The 23,285-nt window shown below is 50.6% G+C and carries 10 protein-coding genes; 1 reads left to right on the top strand and 9 read right to left on the bottom strand.

Annotation, left to right across the window (positions count from 1 at the left end; translation table 11 throughout):
• Positions 1-6: 6 nt before the first annotated feature.
• The 8 genes from HJG54_RS06725 to HJG54_RS06690 form a co-directional block, all read right to left on the bottom strand.
• The gene (locus tag HJG54_RS06725) at positions 7-11,151 is read right to left on the bottom strand and encodes a hypothetical protein (protein ID WP_316434074.1); all 11,145 of its coding nucleotides are present in this window, start codon (positions 11,149-11,151) and stop codon (positions 7-9) included.
• Positions 11,152-11,470: 319 nt separating this feature from the next.
• Entirely contained in the window at positions 11,471-12,916 is a 1,446-nt protein-coding gene (locus HJG54_RS06720; RefSeq protein ID WP_316434072.1) for a lipase/acyltransferase domain-containing protein, read from the bottom strand.
• A 1,185-nt stretch (positions 12,917-14,101) separates the two neighbouring features.
• A complete protein-coding gene (locus HJG54_RS06715) occupies positions 14,102-14,659 on the bottom strand; it encodes a hypothetical protein (protein ID WP_316434071.1) in 558 nt (185 codons plus the stop codon).
• Between the two features lie 111 nt (positions 14,660-14,770).
• Positions 14,771-15,604 (bottom strand): SWIM zinc finger family protein, encoded by an 834-nt coding sequence (locus tag HJG54_RS06710; RefSeq protein WP_316434069.1) that lies wholly within the window; start codon positions 15,602-15,604, stop codon positions 14,771-14,773.
• A gap of 39 nt (positions 15,605-15,643) precedes the next feature.
• Complete coding sequence (locus tag HJG54_RS06705) at positions 15,644-16,261, bottom strand: Uma2 family endonuclease (protein WP_316434067.1); 618 nt, start codon at positions 16,259-16,261, stop codon at positions 15,644-15,646.
• A gap of 28 nt (positions 16,262-16,289) precedes the next feature.
• Positions 16,290-19,691: a DEAD/DEAH box helicase gene (locus tag HJG54_RS06700; RefSeq protein ID WP_316434066.1), complete on the bottom strand. Its 3,402-nt coding sequence runs from the start codon at positions 19,689-19,691 to the stop codon at positions 16,290-16,292.
• Between the two features lie 89 nt (positions 19,692-19,780).
• On the bottom strand, positions 19,781-20,374 hold the full coding sequence (locus HJG54_RS06695; RefSeq protein ID WP_316434065.1) for a Uma2 family endonuclease: 594 nt from the start codon (positions 20,372-20,374) through the stop codon (positions 19,781-19,783).
• Positions 20,375-20,419: 45 nt separating this feature from the next.
• A complete protein-coding gene (locus HJG54_RS06690; RefSeq protein ID WP_316434064.1) occupies positions 20,420-20,917 on the bottom strand; it encodes a molybdenum cofactor biosynthesis protein MoaE in 498 nt (165 codons plus the stop codon).
• Positions 20,918-21,137: 220 nt separating this feature from the next.
• On the opposite strand from HJG54_RS06690, the gene HJG54_RS06685 reads away from it, so the two are divergent.
• The gene (locus HJG54_RS06685; protein ID WP_316434063.1) at positions 21,138-21,923 is read left to right on the top strand and encodes a YdcF family protein; all 786 of its coding nucleotides are present in this window, start codon (positions 21,138-21,140) and stop codon (positions 21,921-21,923) included.
• Positions 21,924-22,143: 220 nt separating this feature from the next.
• On the opposite strand, the gene HJG54_RS06680 is transcribed toward HJG54_RS06685, so the two are convergent.
• Complete coding sequence (locus HJG54_RS06680) at positions 22,144-23,160, bottom strand: hypothetical protein (protein ID WP_316434062.1); 1,017 nt, start codon at positions 23,158-23,160, stop codon at positions 22,144-22,146.
• Between the last annotated feature and the right edge of the window lie 125 nt (positions 23,161-23,285).

The following is a 23,285-nucleotide window of genomic DNA, read 5'->3' as shown; positions in this document are numbered from 1 at the left end:
CAACGATTAGCTGAGCAGATGGGGAAGAATGGGCACTAAATCACTGGGTTTAGCGCTGCCGCGACGAGTCATGATGCGAAGCTCACCGCCCTGCAAACTTTGGGTAAGGCTGGCATTGAATAGCTGCTGCAGAACGGCATTGTGGTTAAGTTTTGGTGCGAGTTCGTCTGCTTCAGCCAGAGTCATCAAACCGTGATAGCGCAGAATTGTGCCGCTCCCAAGTCTGAGCCGTGCTCGCACAGGTTCTAGCGTTGAGGCGCTGAGGTTCGGAGCACTCCCCCGTGCCAAAATCACCGTTTCTGATTGATCGTTCGGGTCGTTTTCCCGCGGTACTTGTCGTAACAGTTCGCCCACCACGTCAATTTGGGCAGGGTCAGTCAGTCCCGATCGCCACTCCCGAATAGTAGTGCGATCGCTGTCACTCATCCTGCCTTGCCAGATCAGCGCATACTCATCTGCGGAAAGCAACGGCACGGTTTTTAGCTTGGCTCGCAGCGGTTCGGATATGCCTGTCAGGTCTAGCTCTGTTGGAACATACACCTGGGCCAGCCAGCGTTCGTAGAGGCGATCAATTGCAGCTTTATCCTGCAAGTCGGTAAAGAATCGCTGCAATGAGTTTTTGCTCGCCCGGTCAGTAAAGAGATTGAGCAGTTGGGTTTGCTCCTCTTGGTTGAGTGATCGGGAGGCGTGCAGCAACTTTCCTCGAATAATCAGATAATGCCGCAACTCTTCTGGAATATCTGCCTGTAGGGGGCGATAGTCGAATGTGAACAGCATTGCTTCGATTGCGTCGATTAAGCCGTTGAAAGCACCCAAAAAGGTTTGGACTGCCTGCGAGTCACGATCACCATCGAGCACTTGCTGCACCTGCGTCTGTAGGTCACGGGCATCTAAACTGTCTAGACTGCGCCAATCCAGGTTGCCAGCATCGGTGGGAATGGTCAGGCGATTCAGCCAGTCTGCTGCTGTAGGTTGATTCGCATTACGCAGACGGCTCTGGAGCAACGGCACAGTCACTTGCCAAACAATTGTCTTGCGATATGGCGCGGCAGGGAAGTTGGCAACCGGTTGGGCAGGAATATCATTGGCTGGTCCGGCTGAGGGCAACGACTCAAACTGGGAGAGCGCCGCGTTGAGCCGATTTTGAGTGTCAATAATATTCTGTAACTCTTGTCTCTTTGCGTTCTCCTCAGCTCTAACTCGGTTTCCTTCAGCCTCTAGTTGAGATCGTTCAGCCTGTAATCGTTCTCTATCAGGTGATGATAATTGAGGGTTCGTTAAGCCAAAGTCTATGCTTCTAATGCGTGTGTCTATCCTGATCAGCTCAAATTGCAGCCTTTGCAGTTGGGACCGCAGCATTTCTGGTCGTGGCAACTGCTCGATGTAAGCCTTTTGCCCAGCCAGGACTTGCCGGAATAGGGCGGTTGCACCCGCTCGATATCGTTCATCATCTACCAACATGTGAATCTCACGGATTGCCTCAGCCGTAAGTTCGCCTGTCCACTGTAACGTCCACTCATCAGCACTATTGACGGTAATAAACGATGAATTGGGCGGGGCAGGAGGAACTGTTATGGGCACAGGGGGGGCATAGGGATGACTGACCTGAGTGTCCTGTAGCCGAGTGCGTAGGCGAGTAATGGCGGCATCAAACAACGATTGCTGCATGGTTTCTGCCTGTGCGGGATTCAACGAGCCAAGCCAAGTCAGTTGGGACTTTGGAGGATTAGTTTGAGGATTAACTTGGATTTTGGCAGCCGGTAAATTGGGTAGATCAGATTGGCTGAGTAAGGCTGCTGCACCGAGCGCAAAGTCAGTTTCACGGACGACTGAATTGCTTGGCGCGGCTCCAGGCAGTAACGCCAGCAAAACATCCCTCAGTTTGGCATCGCACTGATTTGCAAAATGGGTGATCTCCTCGCTATTGACGCCTTCTGAAGTGTCAAGCAACAGCAGCGTAAACGGCACGTTGACATAGCTCAGTCCAGGAATGTTGGGCAGCGGCACAGGTTGGTCGTCAAATGCATTGGCATCCCCTCGCACCAAACGGCTGACATACCATTGCTCTAAAATGTTCTGATCTGCCTGATCTGTCGGAACTATCCCTATCTGTTCCAGAAGCCGCAGTTCAGCAATGTCCTGAGCCATCACCTGCTGTAGAGCATTCCGATCGCCAGCGCTTAAAACTCCCAGCCATTTCAGTTGTTGTGTTTCTGCATCGAAAAAGAGGCGGTTGCCCATTCGTGAAAACATATAACGGTGCATCAGCGGTACCGTACTCACCTGAGTCAAAAATAGATTCAAGACATAGTCGCTGGAACCTTGCTTCTCTGATGTTGAAAGTGCAGGTGGTGAAATTGCGTCGAAGCTACCCAGGAAATATTTACCTAATTGCCGCAGTTGGTATTGCTCAGGGTTACCTTCGGGCTGCTCCAGTAGGGTTTCGACCTGCACCTCCAGGTTGCCTTCAAAAAGCTGGGCGATCTGATAAACTACTTCCAGATCAGGTAAGGCACTGGGCGATCGCCAATGTTTCGATTCCTCCCAATCCATAACAGGAGCCTCACTGGGCCACTGCTGTCTGACCGTTTCGGGTAGGCTATCCCAAAGCAACTTCAGGGGAATGCTAACCCGCAGAGCCGCTAACTCAGCGTTTATGGTCGCTCCAAACGGTTGATTTTTGGGTAACGCCAAATTGGGGACGGTCTGACCCGACATTGCGGCGGTCGGCAACGGTGAGCGATACTCAAAATCCTTGTGGATCACGCGATTGATCTCCGAGACTTGGTGGTCGCTCTGGGCAATCACCAATAGCTGATGCTGATAGAAAAACGGCAGCGTATCCCACTGCAACACCAACGCGCCCTGCTGGAAATTACCCAACCGGATCGGTAGGTCAAGGCTACGCACATCCGCTTCGATTTGCAAAATATCTTCGGCACTTAACTGATCGAGGTCGGTGTCGTTGGTTGGAATTCGCTTCAGGTCAAGATGGTCAGGACTGGTAATTTTCCCTGGCAACCCCGCTGACAGAAAACCTGCTGTGTTTAGCCTTAGCTTTAACTCAGGCGGATTAGGTTTGATCTGGCCCAGAGTAGCCAGTTTGTTAATCCGTTTGACCCAATCGTCACCCGTGGCTGTGGTGTAGGCAAAGCGACGCAGCAGTGTAAAGGCTACCTGCCGGAACTGGAGTTGGCGAGCCAGAGTTTGGTTGCGCTCTATCAGGGTTTGTTCTGGGTGTTGGGCAATAATCACTTCCCAAGTGCGACCGGGAGGAACGGACTGGCCTGGTAATGCAGGTGGGTCAAGCCGAGCAGAGCTAAGAATTACCGGCATCGTCACTGGCTGAATCCGATCCAGTACCACATCTAAACTACCCTGTTTGGGATCAGGCTTCGTTTGACTTTGGGCACGAATTGCCTCACGTTGCTGGTTTGTTTGCGTTGGAAATAGCACGGGTGAAGTGAGCAGACTTTCCCACAGCAGCTGATAGCGATGATTGGGACGAATGTAGTAGCGGTAAGTATGTGCCCACTTGTCAATGATCAGATGATCGTAGGTCAGCCTGCCGCTCTCATCGGGGGTTGTGGGGGCCGGGGTATCTACGCGGGGGTAAGCCGTTGCCAACCAAGGCCCATCTGCCGTTTTGCCCAAATTGTCGGTGATTGTGGGTACTGCTGCCGCGTTGAAGAAGCGCAACGACCAGAGCATGATGTCAGGCAACGTAGCCGCCAGGGCCTTAGCTTCTGTTGGTATCTCAATGCTGATATCTGACTTGATGCTGCTATTGAGAGATTCGGCATAGCGCTTGAAGCGTCGCCAGTTAAGCGGTTGGTCATCTTCACTATCGGGTTTGGCAAAGTCAACTGCAAGCTGTTCGGGGTTAGCCGTGAAGTAAGCCGTGAGCGGACTGTGAATCGGCACAGCGTCGAGAGGAATCGATTCTTCCCCAGATGCTTTGATCTGCTTAACAATCGGTGGCTGAGTGGTGCGCAGCAGCAGATTCACGACTCCATTCAAAGGTACTGTAACGGTGTATTCCACTGCCTGATTCGCTACTTGATTCGCGTCTAGATCAAAATCAGTTTGACCGCTGCCGGGCGCAGATTGGTCAATTAAACTCGATGGAGCATTCAACTCAAACCGCAGCTTAATCTGGCTGTTACTATCGCCCTTAATTTCCAGCCGATAATATCGTTGTAGTTGGAGAATGGTCGGTCGGAGGCTGATTTGGATTAGGGCCAACATTCCTGCAGGAGATACAGCTCCAGGTTCTAGACCGATGCTCTTTGCCGCTTGGAACAGTAGCTCTATATGGAGATGGGGATATATGTCATTGTATTTCTGCTTGAGATCAGTAAGTATACTCTGAACCGTCTTCAGAAGATCATCCCCCGTAATATAATCGCCAGTGCTGGCATCTTGCAGCGTGAACGCAGTGGTCAAGCCGAATCGCTGTAAAATACCCCAACCATACGGATCGGCGGTCTCAGCAGTGGAGTTTAAGAAAGTGGTCAGCGTCTGGGGTTGAATCGGAGGGCTGGTTTGTAGAGATACGCGATATTTGGGCAGGGCAGTCGTGCTGTCGTCTGCCGTTTGCGCTTGCAGCACCTGAATTAGCTCTTCCAGGAAGGGATGCAAAGCAGTGTCTCGGTTGCCGTTGCCGTTGGTTAGTCCGGGCCACTCAGGCCATACCAGAATCGACTCGCGCCAGGAATACCAGGAACTCTCTTTAATTTGAGCACCCGGAATTGGTTGGTATAGCGCCCGTCTTTCGACCTGACTGGGGTACCAGGCTTCCCATTGATTGGTGGAAAGGGTATCACCAGGAGTGAGCGGCAGGTCAGCAGGAGAAAGCATCTGCACGGTTTGCCGCAGGCGCAAAACATCAGCTAAGCGATCCGGGTCGGCAAACGTAGCGGTCGTGTGGGCGTCGATATCCAGTTCTAGCAAATCGTAGCTGGCTGTAAGCGCCAAGGGATAACTCTTAACCCGACTTGGTCCCTGATTCCAGCGGAAGCGAATGCAGCGTATCCCTGCCGGATGGGGCTGATAGCGGAGGGAACTGGTGTTGCTCTCCAATTGGTAGCTACCTGGTTTTGGCATGGGGACATGAGCATTACCGACAATTGCTCGCTGATCTTCAGGAGGTAACAGCGGCAGAGCAAGCGGTTTGGGTAGCCACTCCAGTTCGGCAGGTTGCCGTTCTTCGGTCTTTTCGCCACTGGTTGAAGACTTGAACTTGAGCAGAACCTGCACCGGAGCCAGAGCCGAGCAGACTCGATTCACTGACTCCGTCTGAATAAACAGCTTCCAGGCTTCAGGTTGCCAGTAGGCGGGTAAAATTCCTTTCTGGCGTAGACTGTCTAGAGAGACGTTAGCAATGCGCTTGCGTGGCTCTCCTTCCACCTTTCCAGGGTCCTCTAGCCGAATTTTGATGTCGGTGGGCAGGGCGCGGGAGTTGCTGGTGGGCAACAGCTTGTTGCGAGGACGCTGGGTTGAACTATCAAGACCGTAGCTCCCAATCGGCAGCGTCGTTTCTTTCCGGAAAACCAAGTAGTAGTTATCAACAGGAACCCTGGGACCATTGACGGTGGGTTCTGTCCAGGTGACGGTGCAGTGTGTTTCCAGGTCAGCGAGAGGCAGTTGGGACTGATCGTCCACTGGTTCTTCGCGCTGATCGCTAATCGTATAGGAGACAGTAAACTGACTGTCCACAGGTACGGCAGGAGGTTCGTTAGGATAACGGGTCGCAACCAGGATGAGCGGATGTCCGGCATTGCCACCAAAGTCGTAGGGGGTAATCGTGTAAAGATAGCTAAGGCCAGTAGCAGGCAGGCGAATCACATCATCCAGGCTTTCGTTCGTGAAGTGATCGACCACCTGAAAACGCGGTTTGAGAATGTTCAGGATTTTCTGTGAGCCGGTTTTCTCTTCATGCAGCACTGAAGCACCTTTCACTTGATAGACGACTTCTGGCGTTTGGGCATTCAAGGAACGGCGACGCACTTCGTAGTACATCAAGTTGTGTTCAGGATCTTGTTGCAACTCAGTTAGGTGCTTCTTCTCGTTCTCTGGAATATTGGCCTGCTGGAGATCCCAGGCGATTGCGATCGTATTGGCATCGGTAAAGTGTCGTACCTGCTGGAATTGGGGCGGATACTTGGAAAAGTCGGTAGCGAGAACATTGAAGGTACGTAACCAACGTTGGTCGCTGTCCGGTTGCTGGCTATTGAGCTGAGTTCGTTGATGGAGAGTAGGGGCTGTTTGTGAGTTGTAGTTTAGCCAAGCTAGAGCACTATCTGTATTCAGAACACGCTTCGGTACTCGAAAGACTAGCCCCATCTGAAAGGCGACTGAGCGCTGAGTCAATTGGTTGCGCTCTTGCTCGGTTCCGTCCACATACTTACGCAGATCGCCCATCAGATCGTTAATCACCATACTGCGGACCTGATGGGCTTGCTGGTGTTCATTCAAGGGTTGGGGCTTGTCGGGGTCTTGATCGGCGTAGATGGTGGTGTCTGGCCTAAAGGCTGCTTCTAGCTGCTGTTCATAGAGGCAGTTGGGATTGTGCTTGAAGAAAGGCGAGCTACGGAACTGCTCGGTTGCTCCCCGCACTGCCGCTTCAAACGCATCATCTGAAGGATTCTGAACCCGTTCATCTGTGATGACTTCTTCCTTGGTTGCTAACGGATCTGGATCGGCTATGGGTATAGGCAAACCAGCTTGATCAGCGGTGATATAGGCATGGGTCAAGTAGTCTCGTAACTTAATGGATTCTGGAGATAGCGGCTTGTTATCAGGAGCAAACGCTTCTGTGTTCTCAAAAATGGGTTGATCCCAATTGGCACGCCAACTCATGATTGTGTCTGTCAGCGTCAGCCAGTCTGGGTCATGTTGGCTCAAGGGCCGGAAGCCAATGGACTGACCGGCGGCCTCACCGGTTGCGATGGGTTGAGGGTTAAACCACTCTAAAGTGTCCTGCGGCAGTTGGAGGGTTTCTGGAAAGACAATTTGAAAATCGCGTAGCTGATTGTTTGGTACATCTGCCAGTACATTTGGAGGAACCGGCAAAAAACCAGCATGGCGCTCTGTTGCTTGCTCTTCTCCCTGATCACGGATTGAGCGAGGAAACAGAACAAAGTAGGCATAGGTATCTTCATTCGGTTCTTCATTCGGTGTATCCGAAATTCGATCTGGCGTATCCCGAATCACAAACACTGAATAATTGGGTGTACCAAATGATGGCTGAGCCGTCGATCGAGTAAATGCTTCCACCTCCAATGCCTCCACCTCCATTGATGCAGATGTTTCTGCGGCTTCTGCAACAAAAGCCATCCGCGATCGAGAAGCGGCCTCGACGCCAGGGAGAGTGGCTTCCACTTCGGTGGCTTCCAACCCCAGGTTCAGATATTTTTCGGTCCGCGCTCGCGCCTGAGTGACAGCATCTGGGTTTGAACTCAGCCGGACATTGAACTGCAATTGGTGCCCCATCGCCGAAATTGCCAATGTACCTGAACCGCGTAATCCAGCATCTTTGACACCGTTGAAGGCAAACTCTAATCCGGCAGTAAAGTTGATGGTCAGGGTAAAACGATAGGTTAGTCGAATGGTCTTAAACAGCAGCGGAATCCGAATCCAAAGGGCGACAAACAGTTGAATCCGCAACTCTAGGCCAATGGCTCCATAAAGCGTCGGGCGGTTGGTGTCAAATTCGACTAAGCCAATGTAGCGTGCCCCAAATGCGGCATTCGCCTTCGCTTCCACACTAGCCCCTACCAGCCCCAAGTCTATGCTGGTCGAAATCTCTAAACTGGCGCGGGCCAAAAAGCTGATGCCAATTACCATTTCGCGACTGCTGACCCGAAAGATGAAGCCACCCCGAATGTCGGCCTGAAGCGGACCGATGTTGTTGCTCCAGCGCAGCATATTGGGCCAGCCCAGCTCAAAATGCGTTAACCCTGGCTCGATCAGCAGCGTGGCCGAAAACTGAGCGCTACGAATGGCCGATTGCACAAAGTCGGGCAGCGGTGGATTACTCCCTAAATGTCCATTGGGATTTGAGGCAAGATGGGCCAGAAATCGCTTCTGGCGAGGCCAAAGGAAGACAAATCCACTGAATAGTGGCTCTAGCTCGTTACCTTCGTTGCGCTCTTTCACATACATGCCGTAGCTGGTGTTGATCCAACCTCGCACATTCATAAAGAAGGTCAGGTCGCTGCGGAAGGCAATTACGGCATCGAATAGATACACGCAGGCTAGCTTTTCTTCTCGTTCGGCATTCCAAACCAGCGGTGAAGCAGCGGCAGAAAGCTGGGCGATCATGGCTCGCAGCACAATCGTCCAACGTGGATCTTGACCCGGATCTTCGACATCCAAGGCCCAGCGATCGCGTTTGGATAAATCACCTTGGGTGCGAGACAACACTTTCAGTTCTTTTAACAGTTCCGTCAGGCTTGCAGCCTCGTCGGCCCGTCTGATGCCCACTAGCGTGTAGCGGTAGCCAAAGCCCAGCCCCACTTCCCGAATGAAGAATTCGACCACCGGAATCCGGAAGCTAATCTGGCGAACTTCTAGATAGATGAACCAGGCCCTGACCCAGGGTTGATCTTCACTGTTACGAACGCGGTAGAAGCCGAAGCTGGCAGCCATCGGCGGCATCCCTTGAATCTCCAGGACACCCTCTCCTTCAAAGCCCTTAATTGTCTCATCATCCTTGAACTCAACGACACCATTGAGCTTGAAGGCTTCGCCCGCGTTGATATCCAGCGGTAACTGATCCATATAAAGCCGAGGGAAGAAATCTTTCGGTCCGGGCAGCCCAATATAGAGCGAATGTAGATCGGGCTGATCGTTCGCCGCATCCCCCTTCCCCTGGGCAAATTTGATCTGACCACTGAGCTGCATGGCCACATCGTTCCCAAAGGCGTCGAACTGAGGCAAAAAGCCAATGGCCCGTAGCTCGAATTCGTAGGCTCCCAGGAACGGAAACGAAACGGGCTTGGGTAGCTCAACCAGGAACTGAACGTGTTTCGCAATGACGCTGGCATCTCCGGTCAGCGGGCAGTCCACCAGATCAATCTGGATGTTGGGCAGCATGGAGAGTGCGCCGTTTTTCCGATCGTCACCTTCTTGTAAAACGAATCGGGCGGTGCCAGTGATGGTAAAGAAAATATGGAATCGATCGTCGTTAACGAACTGCAACCCCATTGAGTCAACGGAGAAGCGAAAACGAGTACCTTTACAGTCGAGCAATTTATCGCCTTGAATTTTGGCTGCTCCGGCCACTAGCTTGAGGCTGCCTTCTACTTGCTGAAATTGCAGCGAAATGTCGGCCATCGCATCGCCAACTAGCTTAGGTGGCAACGGACCGGAACCGCTCAGGGTAAAGTCGAGAATTTCATTTTCGACAATCCGGAGCTGACTGCCGTGGAAGCGATATTGGGTGTCAATGCCGTTAAGCTGAGCCGGACGATCGCTCACCGTTGCGGTAATGCTGATGCCCTTAGCCGAAATCACAAAGTCCTCTACGATAAACACAATCGGGTCACGGCTGGCCTTGGTATAAGCCACCTCGATGCGGGCACCCGGAGCCTGCTGAATTTGATAATTAAAGTCTTTGGTGACTAGGGTGAAATGATGGTATTCTTTACCGTCTGTTTCGGTCTCGTCTGTTTCAGTCTCGTCTGTTTCAGTCTCGTCTGTTTCGGTCTCAGCTGCTGATGCTGTTTCGTCTCTTATTTCTGCTCCTGCATCCTCTTCATCTGCTTCTATATCTGCTTCTATATCTGTTTCGGCGTTATTCTCTGTATTCTCTGTTTCGGTTTCTGCCGTTTCCGTTACTTCTGCGCCAAAGAAACGCCACTCCAGACCAAATAATTCAAACGGTCCGTCCTTTGGTTCGCCATCGCTACCAATCGGTTTTAATTCGGGTTCAGGAGAAAGAATTTTGATCCCTTCAGAATGGTCAATAGCAATTGCAAAACTGCCCAAGATAAACTTCACTGGCAGCTTGGTATTAAATCTGAGGCTGCCGACTGTAATCGTGGCTGGAAAGACAATGCTAATGAAGGTGCCGTCATCATCTGTTTCTGGACCTTTGACAGTCGGCACTCCTAACGAAATCGCCTGACTTAACTTTGAGCCGGAAGATTGAGCGTCGTTGGTATCTTCTGAATCGGATGCAGCATCTGGCTGCTCATTAGACGCATCAGCTGACCGGGGACCAGATGCAGGGGGCGTAGTTCCACCGGTGACTGACTGCACTTGAGCTGGCTTAGGAGCTGGTTTGATGTCCTCTTTGCCTGAGGATTTCAGGAACGGAAAGGTAAAATGCTTTTTTTGATTGTAATTCTCATTTCCATTCCCGTTGGTATTGCCAGAATTGGGTTCAGACCATTCATCATTCGAGATTTCGAACGATTCACCTAAAAATTCAAACGTTAAATTCCAGTTTTTAGAGTCGAAGTTTGATAGATATTCGGCAGCCCTGTTGGTGCCCAAACTCTTTTCCACCAACTGAATTTGAATATCGTCACCAGGTAGCTGCTGATCCGGTGTCAAAACTAAACCAATTAGCTCCGACGAGTCACTCTCGTCATCGTTTTGCAACTCTCGTACACGATCAATTCCGGGAACATCTCGGAGCCAAGCTAGAGCACTGGAGAGCGTCAGGCTGCTTTGCTTGGGCATCGTCAATGACAACGCAAACATTCCTGCCGTAATTTTCTGAAGCGGTGCATTTTCATTGTTCTGAGGTTTTTCCGACTGGGCTGAGGTCGTGCGTTTAAGCTCAAAGGTGAAAATAGCCCCTTCTGGCGGCTGAACCGTTAGGCCCAGCAAGTCAAACTTCTTGCCCAGTTCCAGGGATGATTCCCCTGTGAATGCAAACGATTTGACCCCAATCTCAGGAGCAGTTGTCAATTGAATCACTAGTTTGGACAACACTAAATCAGGAATGCCCGCTGGTAGGGTGAAGCCGCCCAAGTTGCCAACTAGCTGCAGCAAGCCTAAGGAAGATGCCTGCTCTAATCTGCCTTCGTAAGTTTTTTCTTCGGTAGCTGTGCTTGTGATTTCCTCTAGATTGTCTGGCATGTCAGAGGAAGTTAACGTCCCAATTTCCTCAAAGATTACAGAAAAATTACTACCCATAGAAGAATGTGCTCCTCTTCGTTTGCCAGAACTGTTAGAAATATTTGTGTAAGTGCTTTTTAAATAACTCTGTTAAAATATTCTCGACGAAGTCTGATAAAATCAAAAGCCCGATTTAATTGGTTCTGAACATATATTTAGTAGATTCTTAGAGATACACATTTGTGTTCTCAACTTGCTCATCAACTTGAATCATGGCTCTCTTTGAATTCTCTTTGAAGCCTACTTGTATTGCGGTTAGCTATTGTAGAGTTTTCGCCCCCCCAATTCTGGGGAAATGGGAGGCGAAACCATTCTAAATTCAGCAACACCAGGTTGGCTATTCCGCCTTCACCACTTCGAATAGCTCATGAACAGGAGTGGGGGTCTGAGCATTCGTAATCTCTGTTTGCACCTTGACCCGGTATTTCCCGGCAGGCAAGGCATCGAGCGTCACTGCCCAGTCCTGTTCCTGTTGTTGCTCGAATATGACATTGAGTGCAGGACAATCACCTGTCACCGAAACGATTTCAGCTTGCAAAGAGCCAGTCATGACACCTGGAGTTGCAATTAGTCTAGAGTGCATAACGATCGGTTCATCGGGCAAATAGAGATCATCCAAGGCTAGACTAATGGCCGATTGGGGTGCACGAATCGATGCTAGGTCAAATTGGTTGGTTCCTAAACGATGCTGCACATCTTCTAAAATCAAGCTTTGGTTTTGCAACATGCCGTGGGTTTCGGCAATGAACATGTTGTTAAAGCTATTCGAGAGTTCAATCGGAATCGCAGACACAAGAGGCACTGCACCGTCTCCACCCTCTAGATCAGGTCTGGCTTTGAGCGATTTGGGCAATATATTTTTGCTGACCGTGAACTTTCCGTCTTGAAGCATCGCTGATTGTTCGGTAGGTTGCTGGATCCCAACGATTGGCACCGTTGTAAACAAGCGTCGATAGTCCTCATTCTTCAGGTTTTCAGTAACATGCTCCTGAATTTCGTGATGAAATTTCAATGCCTTCTCGGCACGGGTTTTGTCGATATTGGGTATCTCAGCTTCTGCAATGCGAACATCGACGCCATCAATATCTAGCATGGGGTAAATCGGCAGCAGTTGATAGACGGACGGCAAAGATCGGATCACATTAGTCACGTCAAGAAATAGCTTTTTGTAGCCTTCGGCCAAATATTGAGCCATTTTGGGTGCGCCCCGATAGGGGGTACCAAAGGTGAATAAAGCTCGGCAGTCCCGCCACCCCTCTAAGACTTCCAGGTAATAGCGAGAGATGATTCCACCCATGCTATGGGCCAAAATGATGACCTTAGCATCTTGAGCACCGCTGGCTTCCCGCCATCGTTTCAGGCGTTTGTGGATCAACTGCTGCAGAAGATGGGCCGTGACGCGATTATTGCGTCGCCAGTCGTAGGGAAAATGATAGAAGTTGGCAGCTCTGTCATCTGGGTCGTCATAGATATTGCCAACAGTGACATCAAAATAATCGGTAATCAGGCGAGAGGTTCGGGTGTAGCCGTCAATCTTGATCAATCCTGGCACAATATGAGCATCTTCTACGAGTCGAGTGGCGCGGATGCCATCGCCTAAATCAGCGATTTCAGGGTCATCATCATCGTGATCCATTTTTAGATCTTGTAGGGATTGCCCAAAGCTTGTGGCTAGCTGCCACACTGCTTGTAGCGACACTCCCCAGACATCTTTCCCATCTTTTTGTAGTACGCTGCCTGTAATTCCAGGTACGATCACGACCATGTCTTTCATTTTTTCCATAGTCAATCCCTTGTTTCGTTAAGCTTATTGCTTTACTAATAGTGTCAATTCCATCTAAAGCATATTTCTGCACAGGCAAATAGAACGTCAGTGATCGTTGCAGAAACTGATCGCTAGCAGTTCGATCGCTGGTAGTTCAAAGATGTTGAATATCTGGTTTAGTTGAGTCTAGCTGTATTGGACTACCTGTGTTGAATCTATCTTTAGTGCGGCCATTATTCGTTGTACCGCAGCTTCAACTGCCACCTGCAATCCATCATTTTCAAACCGCTTTGCCTAACCACCCAGTTATGATCAAAGCGGTCAATCGATTCATCAATGATGACGATTAGTTTAATGATTAGTTCAATAAATGCTACTGCTGCTTTGCAATACCATGCTAGACTCAGCTGATTAATCCTGGATCTCTTGACAATGAGGGGTTCTTGCCTCTTCACATGCTTCAGCCGATGCCTACTTCGATCTGGCTTTAGGTAAGCCGTGTGCGCCTCTTGTATAGAATTTGCGCTTTGGCATATTGCTGGATTCCATTGTGGAAACCAATTAGAAAGTGACATTATTCTTATTTTTCTAACTACATAGGGGGGATATGTTTGTCAACTAGCTAAAAGTAGAATAATGTGCTCTCCTATAAAAAGATAGAGGTTTTAGAAAACTTAATGTGATGACTTGCAAAAATTAAGCTACAGATAAAAAAGTATAAATACATAAAACCGCATAAAATTTCTCCCTGTTTCTCAAGGCGAGAGTAGGCGAGTTCTTTTCTAGAGAATGTCCAGATTCAAATTCTCAACGGGTGCCTTTACCGGGGACGAAGGCGACATAACGACCGAACAGAGGAATTCTCTAGTAGCAAATAAACTGTCCTGAGGACAGTCCTGAGGAAATTCCTCAGGATGTGTTAATATAGTAGAGAGAGAAATAAAGGCTGAAGGGTCCAGGAAGAACCGCTCCCACTGGTGGGTATCGCTTCCGCTGGCGCACAAAAGCCAGAGCGGCTAACAGCCCGTCATTTTGGCTGCGAATTTTGCTGCGGCGAATTGCCCAAGCTGATTGGCAAATGCTGAGGTGATGCCAGTGCTCACACAAACCGCGCTTACACCAACATCACCGTCGAACTCACTATCAACGAAACGAATCAACAATCGAATCAACAATCGGCCAGCCCAGGCTGGCTTTTTCATTTTAAAGCTTTGAGACTCTCCAGGCTATCTCGCCGCCCGCTCGGTATCCCGCTTGGGTAAACACAAACCCGGCTTCGCGGAAGCTATTGCCGTAGAGCAGAATCTCGGACGGTGACAAATCCAGCAAATCGGCAATCTCCGAGGTGCGCAGCAGCCAGCCGTTTCGAGCTGCTTGTTCAAGTTTGTCAAAGTAGGCCAGCCGGTCTGGTGGAGAAGCAGAGGGCTGAAAGCGAGACACCACCTGCGCCGCGATGGCCGTCACCACCTGCACCAGATCGGATTGTCCTGTAGACAGTCCAGAGGACAAATCAGAGGACAGCTCCTTTGACCGGGTGAGGCCGCGACTATCCAGGAATTCTGGCATCGTGCCGCCTGACTTAATAAATTGGTGCACCTCATCCAGCAGGCGCAACTGCTCGGCGTTGACGTAAGCCTTGTTGCCAATTTTCTCAGTCTTGATGCCCAGATCCTCGATCCGCTTATATACAGCACTGCGAGCCAGTTGATAGCGCTCTGCCAACTGATTTACCGGAATTCGATCGACCTGTCCCCTACCCATCCTATTGTCCTCTGGACTGTCCTAAGGATACTTTTAATATCGCTGATTTTACTGTCCTCTGGACTGTCCTGTGGATATTTTTCTTATCTTCCCATCAATATCGAATCCCGATTACAGCGGCCCCTTGGTTTTCACCTGGTTATAGAGGGTTTCTATTGCTTCGATAAATGAGTTGTCGCGCTGCCAAAAGGCGGGAAAGTCGCCCTGCTTTTTGACTGGGATAGCGGCAACGGGGATTTCGGGCAGCGGCTCGATCGTTTGGGGCAGCCGTTTAGCGCCCTGCCAAAAGTCGCGCAGGTGTTCAGGCGGTTGGGCTGGCAGCCGTTGGGGACGAGTGTAGTAGGATGCTACAGATCGAGGCGGTTGCTCAGAGCGTTGCAGTTCGGCAGACAGGGCTTGCCCCAGCGGCGATTTGGCCAATTCTCGATGTAGGTCTTCCCACGATAGACCGCGCAGTTCAAACAGCAAAAATGGATCCCGGTCCAGTTCGGCAGCAACCAGATAATAGACACCAGCAATGTGTTTGCAGGGATTGCTCCAGTCGGGACAAGAGCAGTCGGATTTGAAGTCTTTGTAGCTGTGGGGCAACAGGTTTAACCCCAGAGTGGCGAAACTATCGTCGATGGTGTCGGGGATTTCGTTCAGCAGTAGGCGTGAGATCAGGCTGGCTTTGGAGGCAATTAGGGAAATAGCCGCAGCCCACTTGGCAGCACTGATCGGCTGGAATTCTATCGTGGTGGTGTAGAGCGGTTCAGTGTAGACGCCGAAATAGGGATTGACCGACCCTCGCACCTTAGCCGTAACCAGGTTGTTTTTGATCGTAAAGCTGGTAATCTTGCCGTTGTTGGCATAGGAGCGGCCCCGACTCAACCGTCCCGCATCGTTGAACTCTTCCAGCGCAGCGATAAATTTTTGGCCCCACCAAGTTCGGCTAAATTTGCTCATGGCTGATGCTCCTATTTGTGCATTTGGGCTGGCGTTCGATCAGGGTTTTCGTAAAGCCGCTCGAAATTCTAGAACTGCATCCAGTGGCTCTGGATGTTGAACATAGGCTGCCAGTAAAGCCAGGTCTAAATCAGGCAAAAATTCGCTCTGGTCAATCGGCTCGTAGCCCTCTGACCGCAGGCGATAAAGCTGAAACTGGCCGTTTTCCCAAAACCAGACTTCTGGTACACCCAAGCCTTGATAAATACTCAATTTATTGATGCCGCTGTGGGTTTGCACGACTTCGATGGCAATGTCAGGAAAAGCTTTATCTGTGCCAATGCAAAATGAAGCATCCGGTTCCGCGCCTCGGCGTTTCGCTTCTTGCCTGAATGTGGTTGAGCCAAGGCCATAGAACCGAGTGCGGCTTTCTTCAAAATAAACTCCGAGTAACCGGCTGATGTTGTCCTTACTCACTTCATGTCTGCGCCCCGGCATCGTAATCTCTAGCGTTCCCTCCAAATAGTGAACCCGCAGCCCCGGAAAGTCATCTCCCAAATCTGACAACAGCGCTTCGTAGGTTTGCCAGCTGACGCCGCTGATGATGTATTGCTGCTCTGCATCATCCGAAATCAATTCGGGATGCCTGATTAACTTCTCGATCAGCAAAGAATTCATAGGCTCCCTACTCCCTACTCCCTACTCCCTACTCCATAATCGCACTCTTATTCAAGGCAATTAATTTCCTAAACGCTTCGTTATTCAATTCGGTTAACCAAGATTCATCCGCGCCGACAATCGACCCCGCCAGCTTTTTCTTATCTTCGATCATTTCATCGATGCGTTCTTCCAATGTTCCCATCGCCACAAACTTATGCACAAACACGTTCTTTTTCTGACCGATCCGAAAAGCCCGGTCGGTGGCCTGATCTTCCACAGCCGGATTCCACCAGCGGTCAAAGTGGAACACATGGTTGGCTTTGGTGAGTGTGATACCGACACCACCCGCCTTGAGCGACAGCACAAACACCGAGGGTTCAGTTTCCGGATCTTGAAACTCGCGGATCATCTGTTCGCGTTTGCTGCGCACCGTGCCGCCATGCAGGTAGTAGGTATTGTAGTGACAGATATGGCGCAAATATTTGGATAGCGCTTCGCCCAGTTCATTGAATTGGGTGAAAATCAGCATACTTTCGCCTTCGTCAATCACTTCCTGTATCATTTCGGTGAGGCGGGTGAGCTTGTGGGAACGTTCTGGGAGGAAATCACTACCGTCCTGCAAAAACTGCATCGGATGGTTGCAAATTTGCTTCAATTTAGTCAGTGTTGCCAGAATCAAACCTTTGCGCTGAATACCTTCTATCGTCTTGATTTGTTCCTCTATATCTTTGACCACTGCGGCATAAAGAGACGCCTGCTCTTTGGTCAAGTTGCAATACAGCTTTTGCTCCACTTTATCCGGCAAATCTTTGATAATCGACTGGTCGGTTTTGACCCGACGCAAAATAAACGGCTCCACCAACTTTTTCAGCGTAACTGAAGCGCGGGGATCGTTGTGCTTCTGGATCGGCAGCTCAAAGCCGCGGCGAAACTGAGTTTGATTGCCCAAATAGCCTGGATTTAGAAAATTGAAAATCGACCACAAATCCAGCAGCCGGTTTTCGATTGGGGTGCCGGTGAGGGCCAATTTGTGCGGAGCCGTCAGCTTCAGAATGGATTTGGTTAAATCGGCCTTGGGATTTTTGATGTTCTGAGCTTCGTCTAGAACAATCCGCTGCCACTGGATCTCGCTCAGCAGTTTGATATCCTTCCGAGCAATCGCAAACGAGGTAATCACCAGATCCTGTCGAGAGCAAGCTTGCTGAAACTCGGCCTCAGTTTTAGCCCGCTGGTTACCGTGGTGAATGAGTGCCCGCAGTTCGGGGGCAAACCGTTGGATTTCGTGGTACCAATTGCCCACCACCGAAGTTGGGGCAATCAACAAAGTCGGCGGAAGCGATTTTCTTTGAGGCTGCTGTTCCCGCTCTTGCAATAACCGCGCAATCACCTGAATCGTTTTACCCAAGCCCATATCATCGGCCAGACAGCCATTCAACCCCAGTTGCTCTAGGAATTGCAGCCAGGAGACGCCCCGTTTCTGATACTCGCGCAGCGCGCCCCGCAGATGCTGCGGATTATCGACTGGCTGGAGCTGGCTTTTGTCCCTCAGCTTCGCCAGCATCTCTGCCAAGCTACTATGGCGGTCTACGTCTAAGACTAAACTATCCTCGTTGGCAGCGGTCAGCTTCAGAAACTCCAATAGGCTCAGTTCAGGGTGCTCTTGCTGGTGAGTTTTCCAGAACTCTAGCATTTGGCGCATTTTGTCCTGGTCTAGCTCCATCCATTGACCACGAAACTTCACCAAGGGTGTCTTGGTATTCACAAGCTGTTGCCATTCTTGTTCGCTAACTTGTTCGTCGCCGATTGCCAGCTCATATTCATACTGCACTAAATTCTCGTAAGCAAAATACTTTTTCGTTTTATCTTCGCCACCCGTGAGGGATTTACCCTTGGCCTTAAGGCGCACTTTGGCACGCTGGCGTCCTTGCGGGGTCCACCAAGCTGGAACAATCACTTTGTAGCCCGCATTCTCCAACACCCAGGCCGATTCCCGCAAAAATTCAAACGCGGCTTCTAAGTTCAGTGCAATTCCAACCGGCTGATCGGTTTCTAGTCCGCGCCATAGAGCCGGATAAATTCGCGCTGCGTATCCCAAGTTCATCAGCAAATGTTGTTCAAACTGTTCACCCATTTGTTTTTTAACTTGCTGCTGTTGTTTGGAACCCATACGCCAATAGTCTTGCAGCGCCACTCGCAACGACGGATCCTGCTTGGGCACAACCTGAAACTGAAGTTCCCAAGGATCTTCTGATTTGGCCGGATCTTGAAGCTGGAAACAGAGATAAAACGACAGATCCGACTGAGTTCGCCCAATCCGATCGCGCCATGCCTGCCACTGCCGATATTGCTCTAGCCGCAGTTCAGAGGTCCAAGGGCCAGTGGAACGCAGACAGTCTGCCAGCAGCGAATCGGCGATTGTCTTCTCAAACGCTTGGGTAATGGAAGTATGGGTGAGGATATCGGTGAGTAAACATTCTGAGAAATGACGCAGCAGGGATTCGCGGTCGTAAAATTCGGGTGTTTCTAACGGTTCAGCAAATCCAGCCGCGCATATCAATGGCATATACTCGACATATTGTCGAATCATATCCTCGTAAGCTTCACCGATAAATTCCCAGCCCGGATAAATCTCGAACTGTTGCTTAGGTACTGATTTATTCTCTTTTGTTATATCCACTGCCGTCACATCAATCGTTTGGGATGCTGCCGTGCGGCGTTTTGCCAGTCCAGCCGAGCGCTTGCGGCGAGTCTCGCTAGCAGGTTCAGAAGTTGTCGAACTGCGACGCGTGGAGCGAGTTGAAGCGGCTGCCTTTTGCTTGGTTTGGGTTTGGGTTTGGGTTTGGGTTTCGGTTGGTTTTTTTGACCGAGTTTTGGTTTGGGATTTTTGCGGATCTGCGGTCGGCTCCAGCTGGCGATACTTCAGGGCCGGAATATATTGATCTCGGTAAATGATTCGCTTCAGCGCTTGCGTGTAGTGAAACCAAAACAGCAGATCGGTTCCCAACTGAATCTCGGCTAAATTGTGCAGTGCTAGAAAATGCAGATCGTTCAGCAAACTCACCACCGAATTCACATAGCCGCCTGTTTTGGCTGCAGCCACGGTTTTGTAGCAGTCAATTTGCCAATACTGCAACTCAAAGCTTTCTGGTAACTCTAGTTCCAAATAGCGAGAAAGCTCTAGCGAAGGCAGCGGCTGATTGTCTACCGTAGGCAGCAGAAAATATTGGGGTGAAATAAAATCCTCTAGCTTGCGATAATTCGGCGGCTGAATGCCCAGTTCTTGGGTCAGCAGTTCTGCCAGATCGGTTGCTACTAATTGGTGCGGATGCCGCTGACTCGGTTGGCGAAATCGGTGCCGCTCGGTCGTTTCTACCCACAAATAGAAAGCTCCATTCTGGGTAAAGGTGTCGTCTGCCTCCGGAATCCAGGTGCCGTGAAGAATCTGCATGGCAACGGCTCGCTTACGCTCGGCTTTAGTGTTAAGCGTACCAGCGAAATTCGATTAGGGCTACGGTCTTTTGCAGAATTCGCCCGATTCTAGCCCTGACGAATCGCCTGACGAAACTCGCGAATCGCTTCTAATCTAGACGTTTCACCGATCAGCATACAACGAGTTAGCAGTGCCAGATCCAGCGTAGCCAATTCGGGAATTTCGCTGCGTTCAATTCGCTCATATCCGCCTGTGCGCAAACGATACAGGCTGAACAAGCCATCTTGCCAAAACCATACCTCAGGAACGCCTAAAGCCTGATAGCGCTGCAATTTAGCTGCCCCACCGCTTGTAAACACCACTTCAATCACCAAATCGGGCGTTGGTTTAGAGGTGCCAATACAGTAAGACTCATCCGCCTGAGCTGAAACGACCCGCTCTCGCTCTTGCGTCATCGCCCCGGTTGGCTCAAATTCAATACCTCTCTCCACAAAAAAAAGCTCCAGCAGAAAGCCAATCAAAGATTTGAAAACCTCATGTTCACGTCCCGGCATAACAATTTCAATCGTGCCTTCGTAATAAGCGAGTCGCATACCCGGTGAGTCTTCAAAGCCTTGCTGAATCAGCTTAAACTGCTCCCAAGTGCGCCCAGATAACACAATGCGCTGATCAGAGGTTGACGGTACAGTTGCAGTAGTCATGGTTCACCTGACTTGAGATCGCACTCGTTCCAATTCTGGTATGGCTCAGCAATTCTCCCCAGCCTGTTCACAGGCCCCAATACTGACCCAGCTCGTTGAACCATCGGCCCAGTGCTCTTTTTTCCAGATCGGGGCTTGGTGCTTCAAGGTGTCAATGGCATACTTACAGGCCGCAAAAGCTTCCGAACGGTGGGGACAACCCACCGCGACTAACACGCTTATTTCGCCAATTTGCAGTTTTCCGGTGCGGTGGTGAATCACTACATGCGTCACATCCGGCCAGGTTTGGCGAATCTCAGCCGCAATTTGTTGAAACACCGCGATTGCCATTGGCTCATAGGCTTGATACTCCAACGCCACGACTGCTTTACCGTCTGTGTTGTCCCGCACCATGCCGCTCATTACCACCACGGCTCCATTGGCTGGATCATCCGCTCGCCGGTATACGTCATCTAGCGAGAGGGGCGCAAAGGTAATCGCAAAATCATCGCCGCTATGGCGTGAGGCCGGACGGGTGATAGTAGACGAGACAGCCGAGTCCATAAACCTAGCATTCCAGAACTTTTTCTTTCTCTATTGTGCGGGATGGTCGGGACAGCAAGGGTAGTTTTTGGCAATTCTGCCTTCATCCGACCTTGATCTCGACAAATGGCTGGGTTAGCTCGCTCGGTTATACTGGCAGCGGAACCGAATCCTGTCCTGGGAATCTACGGTTGAATAATTAACTGCGGATTTAAACGATACAGACCCTTACGAGATCAATATGGATGGCTTGACTGCAATGATTGCGATGGTAGATCCCGCATCCTGTGGCGACAGTCCAGCAGGTGGATGGGCCTTCTTGACGTGGCAGCTATTTAATGGAGTCACCAATCCTAGCCTGGTTCTGCCAGTTCTAGCTTCACTGATTCTGCTGCCCTGGTTCGTAAAAGCCTTACCGTGGAAACGGCAAATTAGCGGGTTGGGTATGGTTTTGCTATTGCTGTACGGCTTACTCTGCTCCCCACTCGGAATTCAGTTGGGCAATCGGGCACTGCAAGCCTTTTTACCTAGCGATTCTGGTGAAGCAGCGGATGCAATTGTGGTTTTGGGTCGGGGTTCTGAGATGCGCCTAGAACGAACCGAGGTAGCGGCAGAATTATGGCGAGCCGGACGAGCACCGTTGGTGTTTGCCAGTGGCTGGGGGGATGCCCAACCCATTGTCAGCCTGCTGTCGCAAATGGGTCTCCCCTCCCAAGCTGTCGATGGGGAACCTTGCTCTCGCACCACCGAAGAGAATGCCCGGTTTACTGCTGCCCGATTACAGCCCGCCGTTCAGCAAATAGTGCTAGTCACTGACCCGCCCCACATGCTGCGCTCCTACCTAACCTTTCGCAGCCTAGGGTTCCGGGTGATTCCCCACACCAATTCCCTGCCAGCCCAACTTCCTCCCCGTAAAGAGGCGTTTCTGCTGGTCCGTGAATATTTGGGCTTAGCGAGCTACAGCGCCCTCGGACGATTTTCTCCCCGACAAACTCAACCCGCGCTGGTGGGGAGTTTTAAGTTTTGAGTTTTGAGTTTTGAGTTTTGAGTTTTGAGTTAGGAGGGGGTAATGAGTGTCAATGGCCGAGGTTAGCCATGGCAATTCTCAGTTTACAAGTTAGTTTTACAAGGCTTTTAGCAAGACCCAGCCCAAAACTAGCTCAACACCACACCTCAAAACTTTTTCAAACTCAAAACTTCTTTTCACTCTCTAACTCAAAACTCAAAACTCAAAACTCAAAACTTCTTCAAGCTTGCTCCTGCATTTGCCCATGTAGCAGGGTCAAATTTTGCACGAGTTGATTCAGCCGGCTTTCTAGATTCTGTTTTTTGGCGAAGAGGATGCGAAGCTTTTGATAGCGGGCAATCGCCAAGCTGACGTAAGGAACCTGCTGAGGTGGGCAGGGGCGAGACCAGAGTTGCCCATCGGCATCAAGTCCGCAGAGGCGGTATCCGGTACGTGGTGCTTCCTCTAGGTCTAGGGTTTGGGGGGTACGGCAAATCTCTTCGATATACTCCAGCAGTTGGTCGGGTTCCGCGTGGCGCAGGGTGGCCATGCCCGGAGCTGGCGTCACGGGAGGTAGATCATAAGCGTGAGATTCCAGCCAGCCTTCGACAATCGGTCCTTCCAGATAAAGGGCTTGAATTTCTAGAACGGTTTGCTCTAGATCAAGCTGCCACCTCATCACTACAGTTTCAACTTCTTTGATCAATCCCAAAGCCAAATTGGGGTTTACCGCATGACGATGGCTGCTGAAACTCGGTGGTTTGGGTTTGGGTAACGCAGGCGTGTCAGGGCAGTTCTGCTCGGCAGGAAAGGGCTGGACGGTTTCTGCAACGGGGTGGGGCACCGCAACTTTCTTAGCTTTAGCACCCGACTTGTTGCCATTAGGCTTGTTGCCATGATCTGATTTGTTGCCCCCCGCTCTGTTGCTCCCTGATCTGTTGCCACTTGATTTACTGCTACTGTGTGCTGGTTTAGGTTTGGCTGCCGGCATCGGACCAGCATTTTTAACTCGTGGTTCTACTGAGCGTGATTCTACTGGCAGTTGGGGTTCCTGAGGAAAGGGAAACGGCTGAATCGTAGTTTTGGCCTTCTTAGCAGAGGTAGATTGGACGGGATCTGCATCAGAGACAAGGAAAGACCTGGAGCGGTCGGCTAGCTCACCTTGTTCTAGCGGATCTGATTCTAGGTAGCCCTGGGGGGGAGTTTGGGCATTCAACTGACCTAATGTTGCTTCAATTCGTTTTAGTCCGGTTTTCATAGCAGCCTCATTTCCCTAGCAAGCTTAGTGAGTCTATAACACGACAAGTGAAAATATCGGGTAGAACTCTGTAGAACTCCGATGCATCCAGATGGGGGTATTCTATCTGGTTCCCCCTAGCTTGG

Origin of the sequence: Leptolyngbya sp. NK1-12 (assembly GCF_032598965.1) — a bacterium.
Taxonomy (GTDB): Bacteria; Cyanobacteriota; Cyanobacteriia; order Elainellales; family Elainellaceae; genus Elainella.
This window is presented reverse-complemented; position numbering and strand designations above follow the sequence as displayed.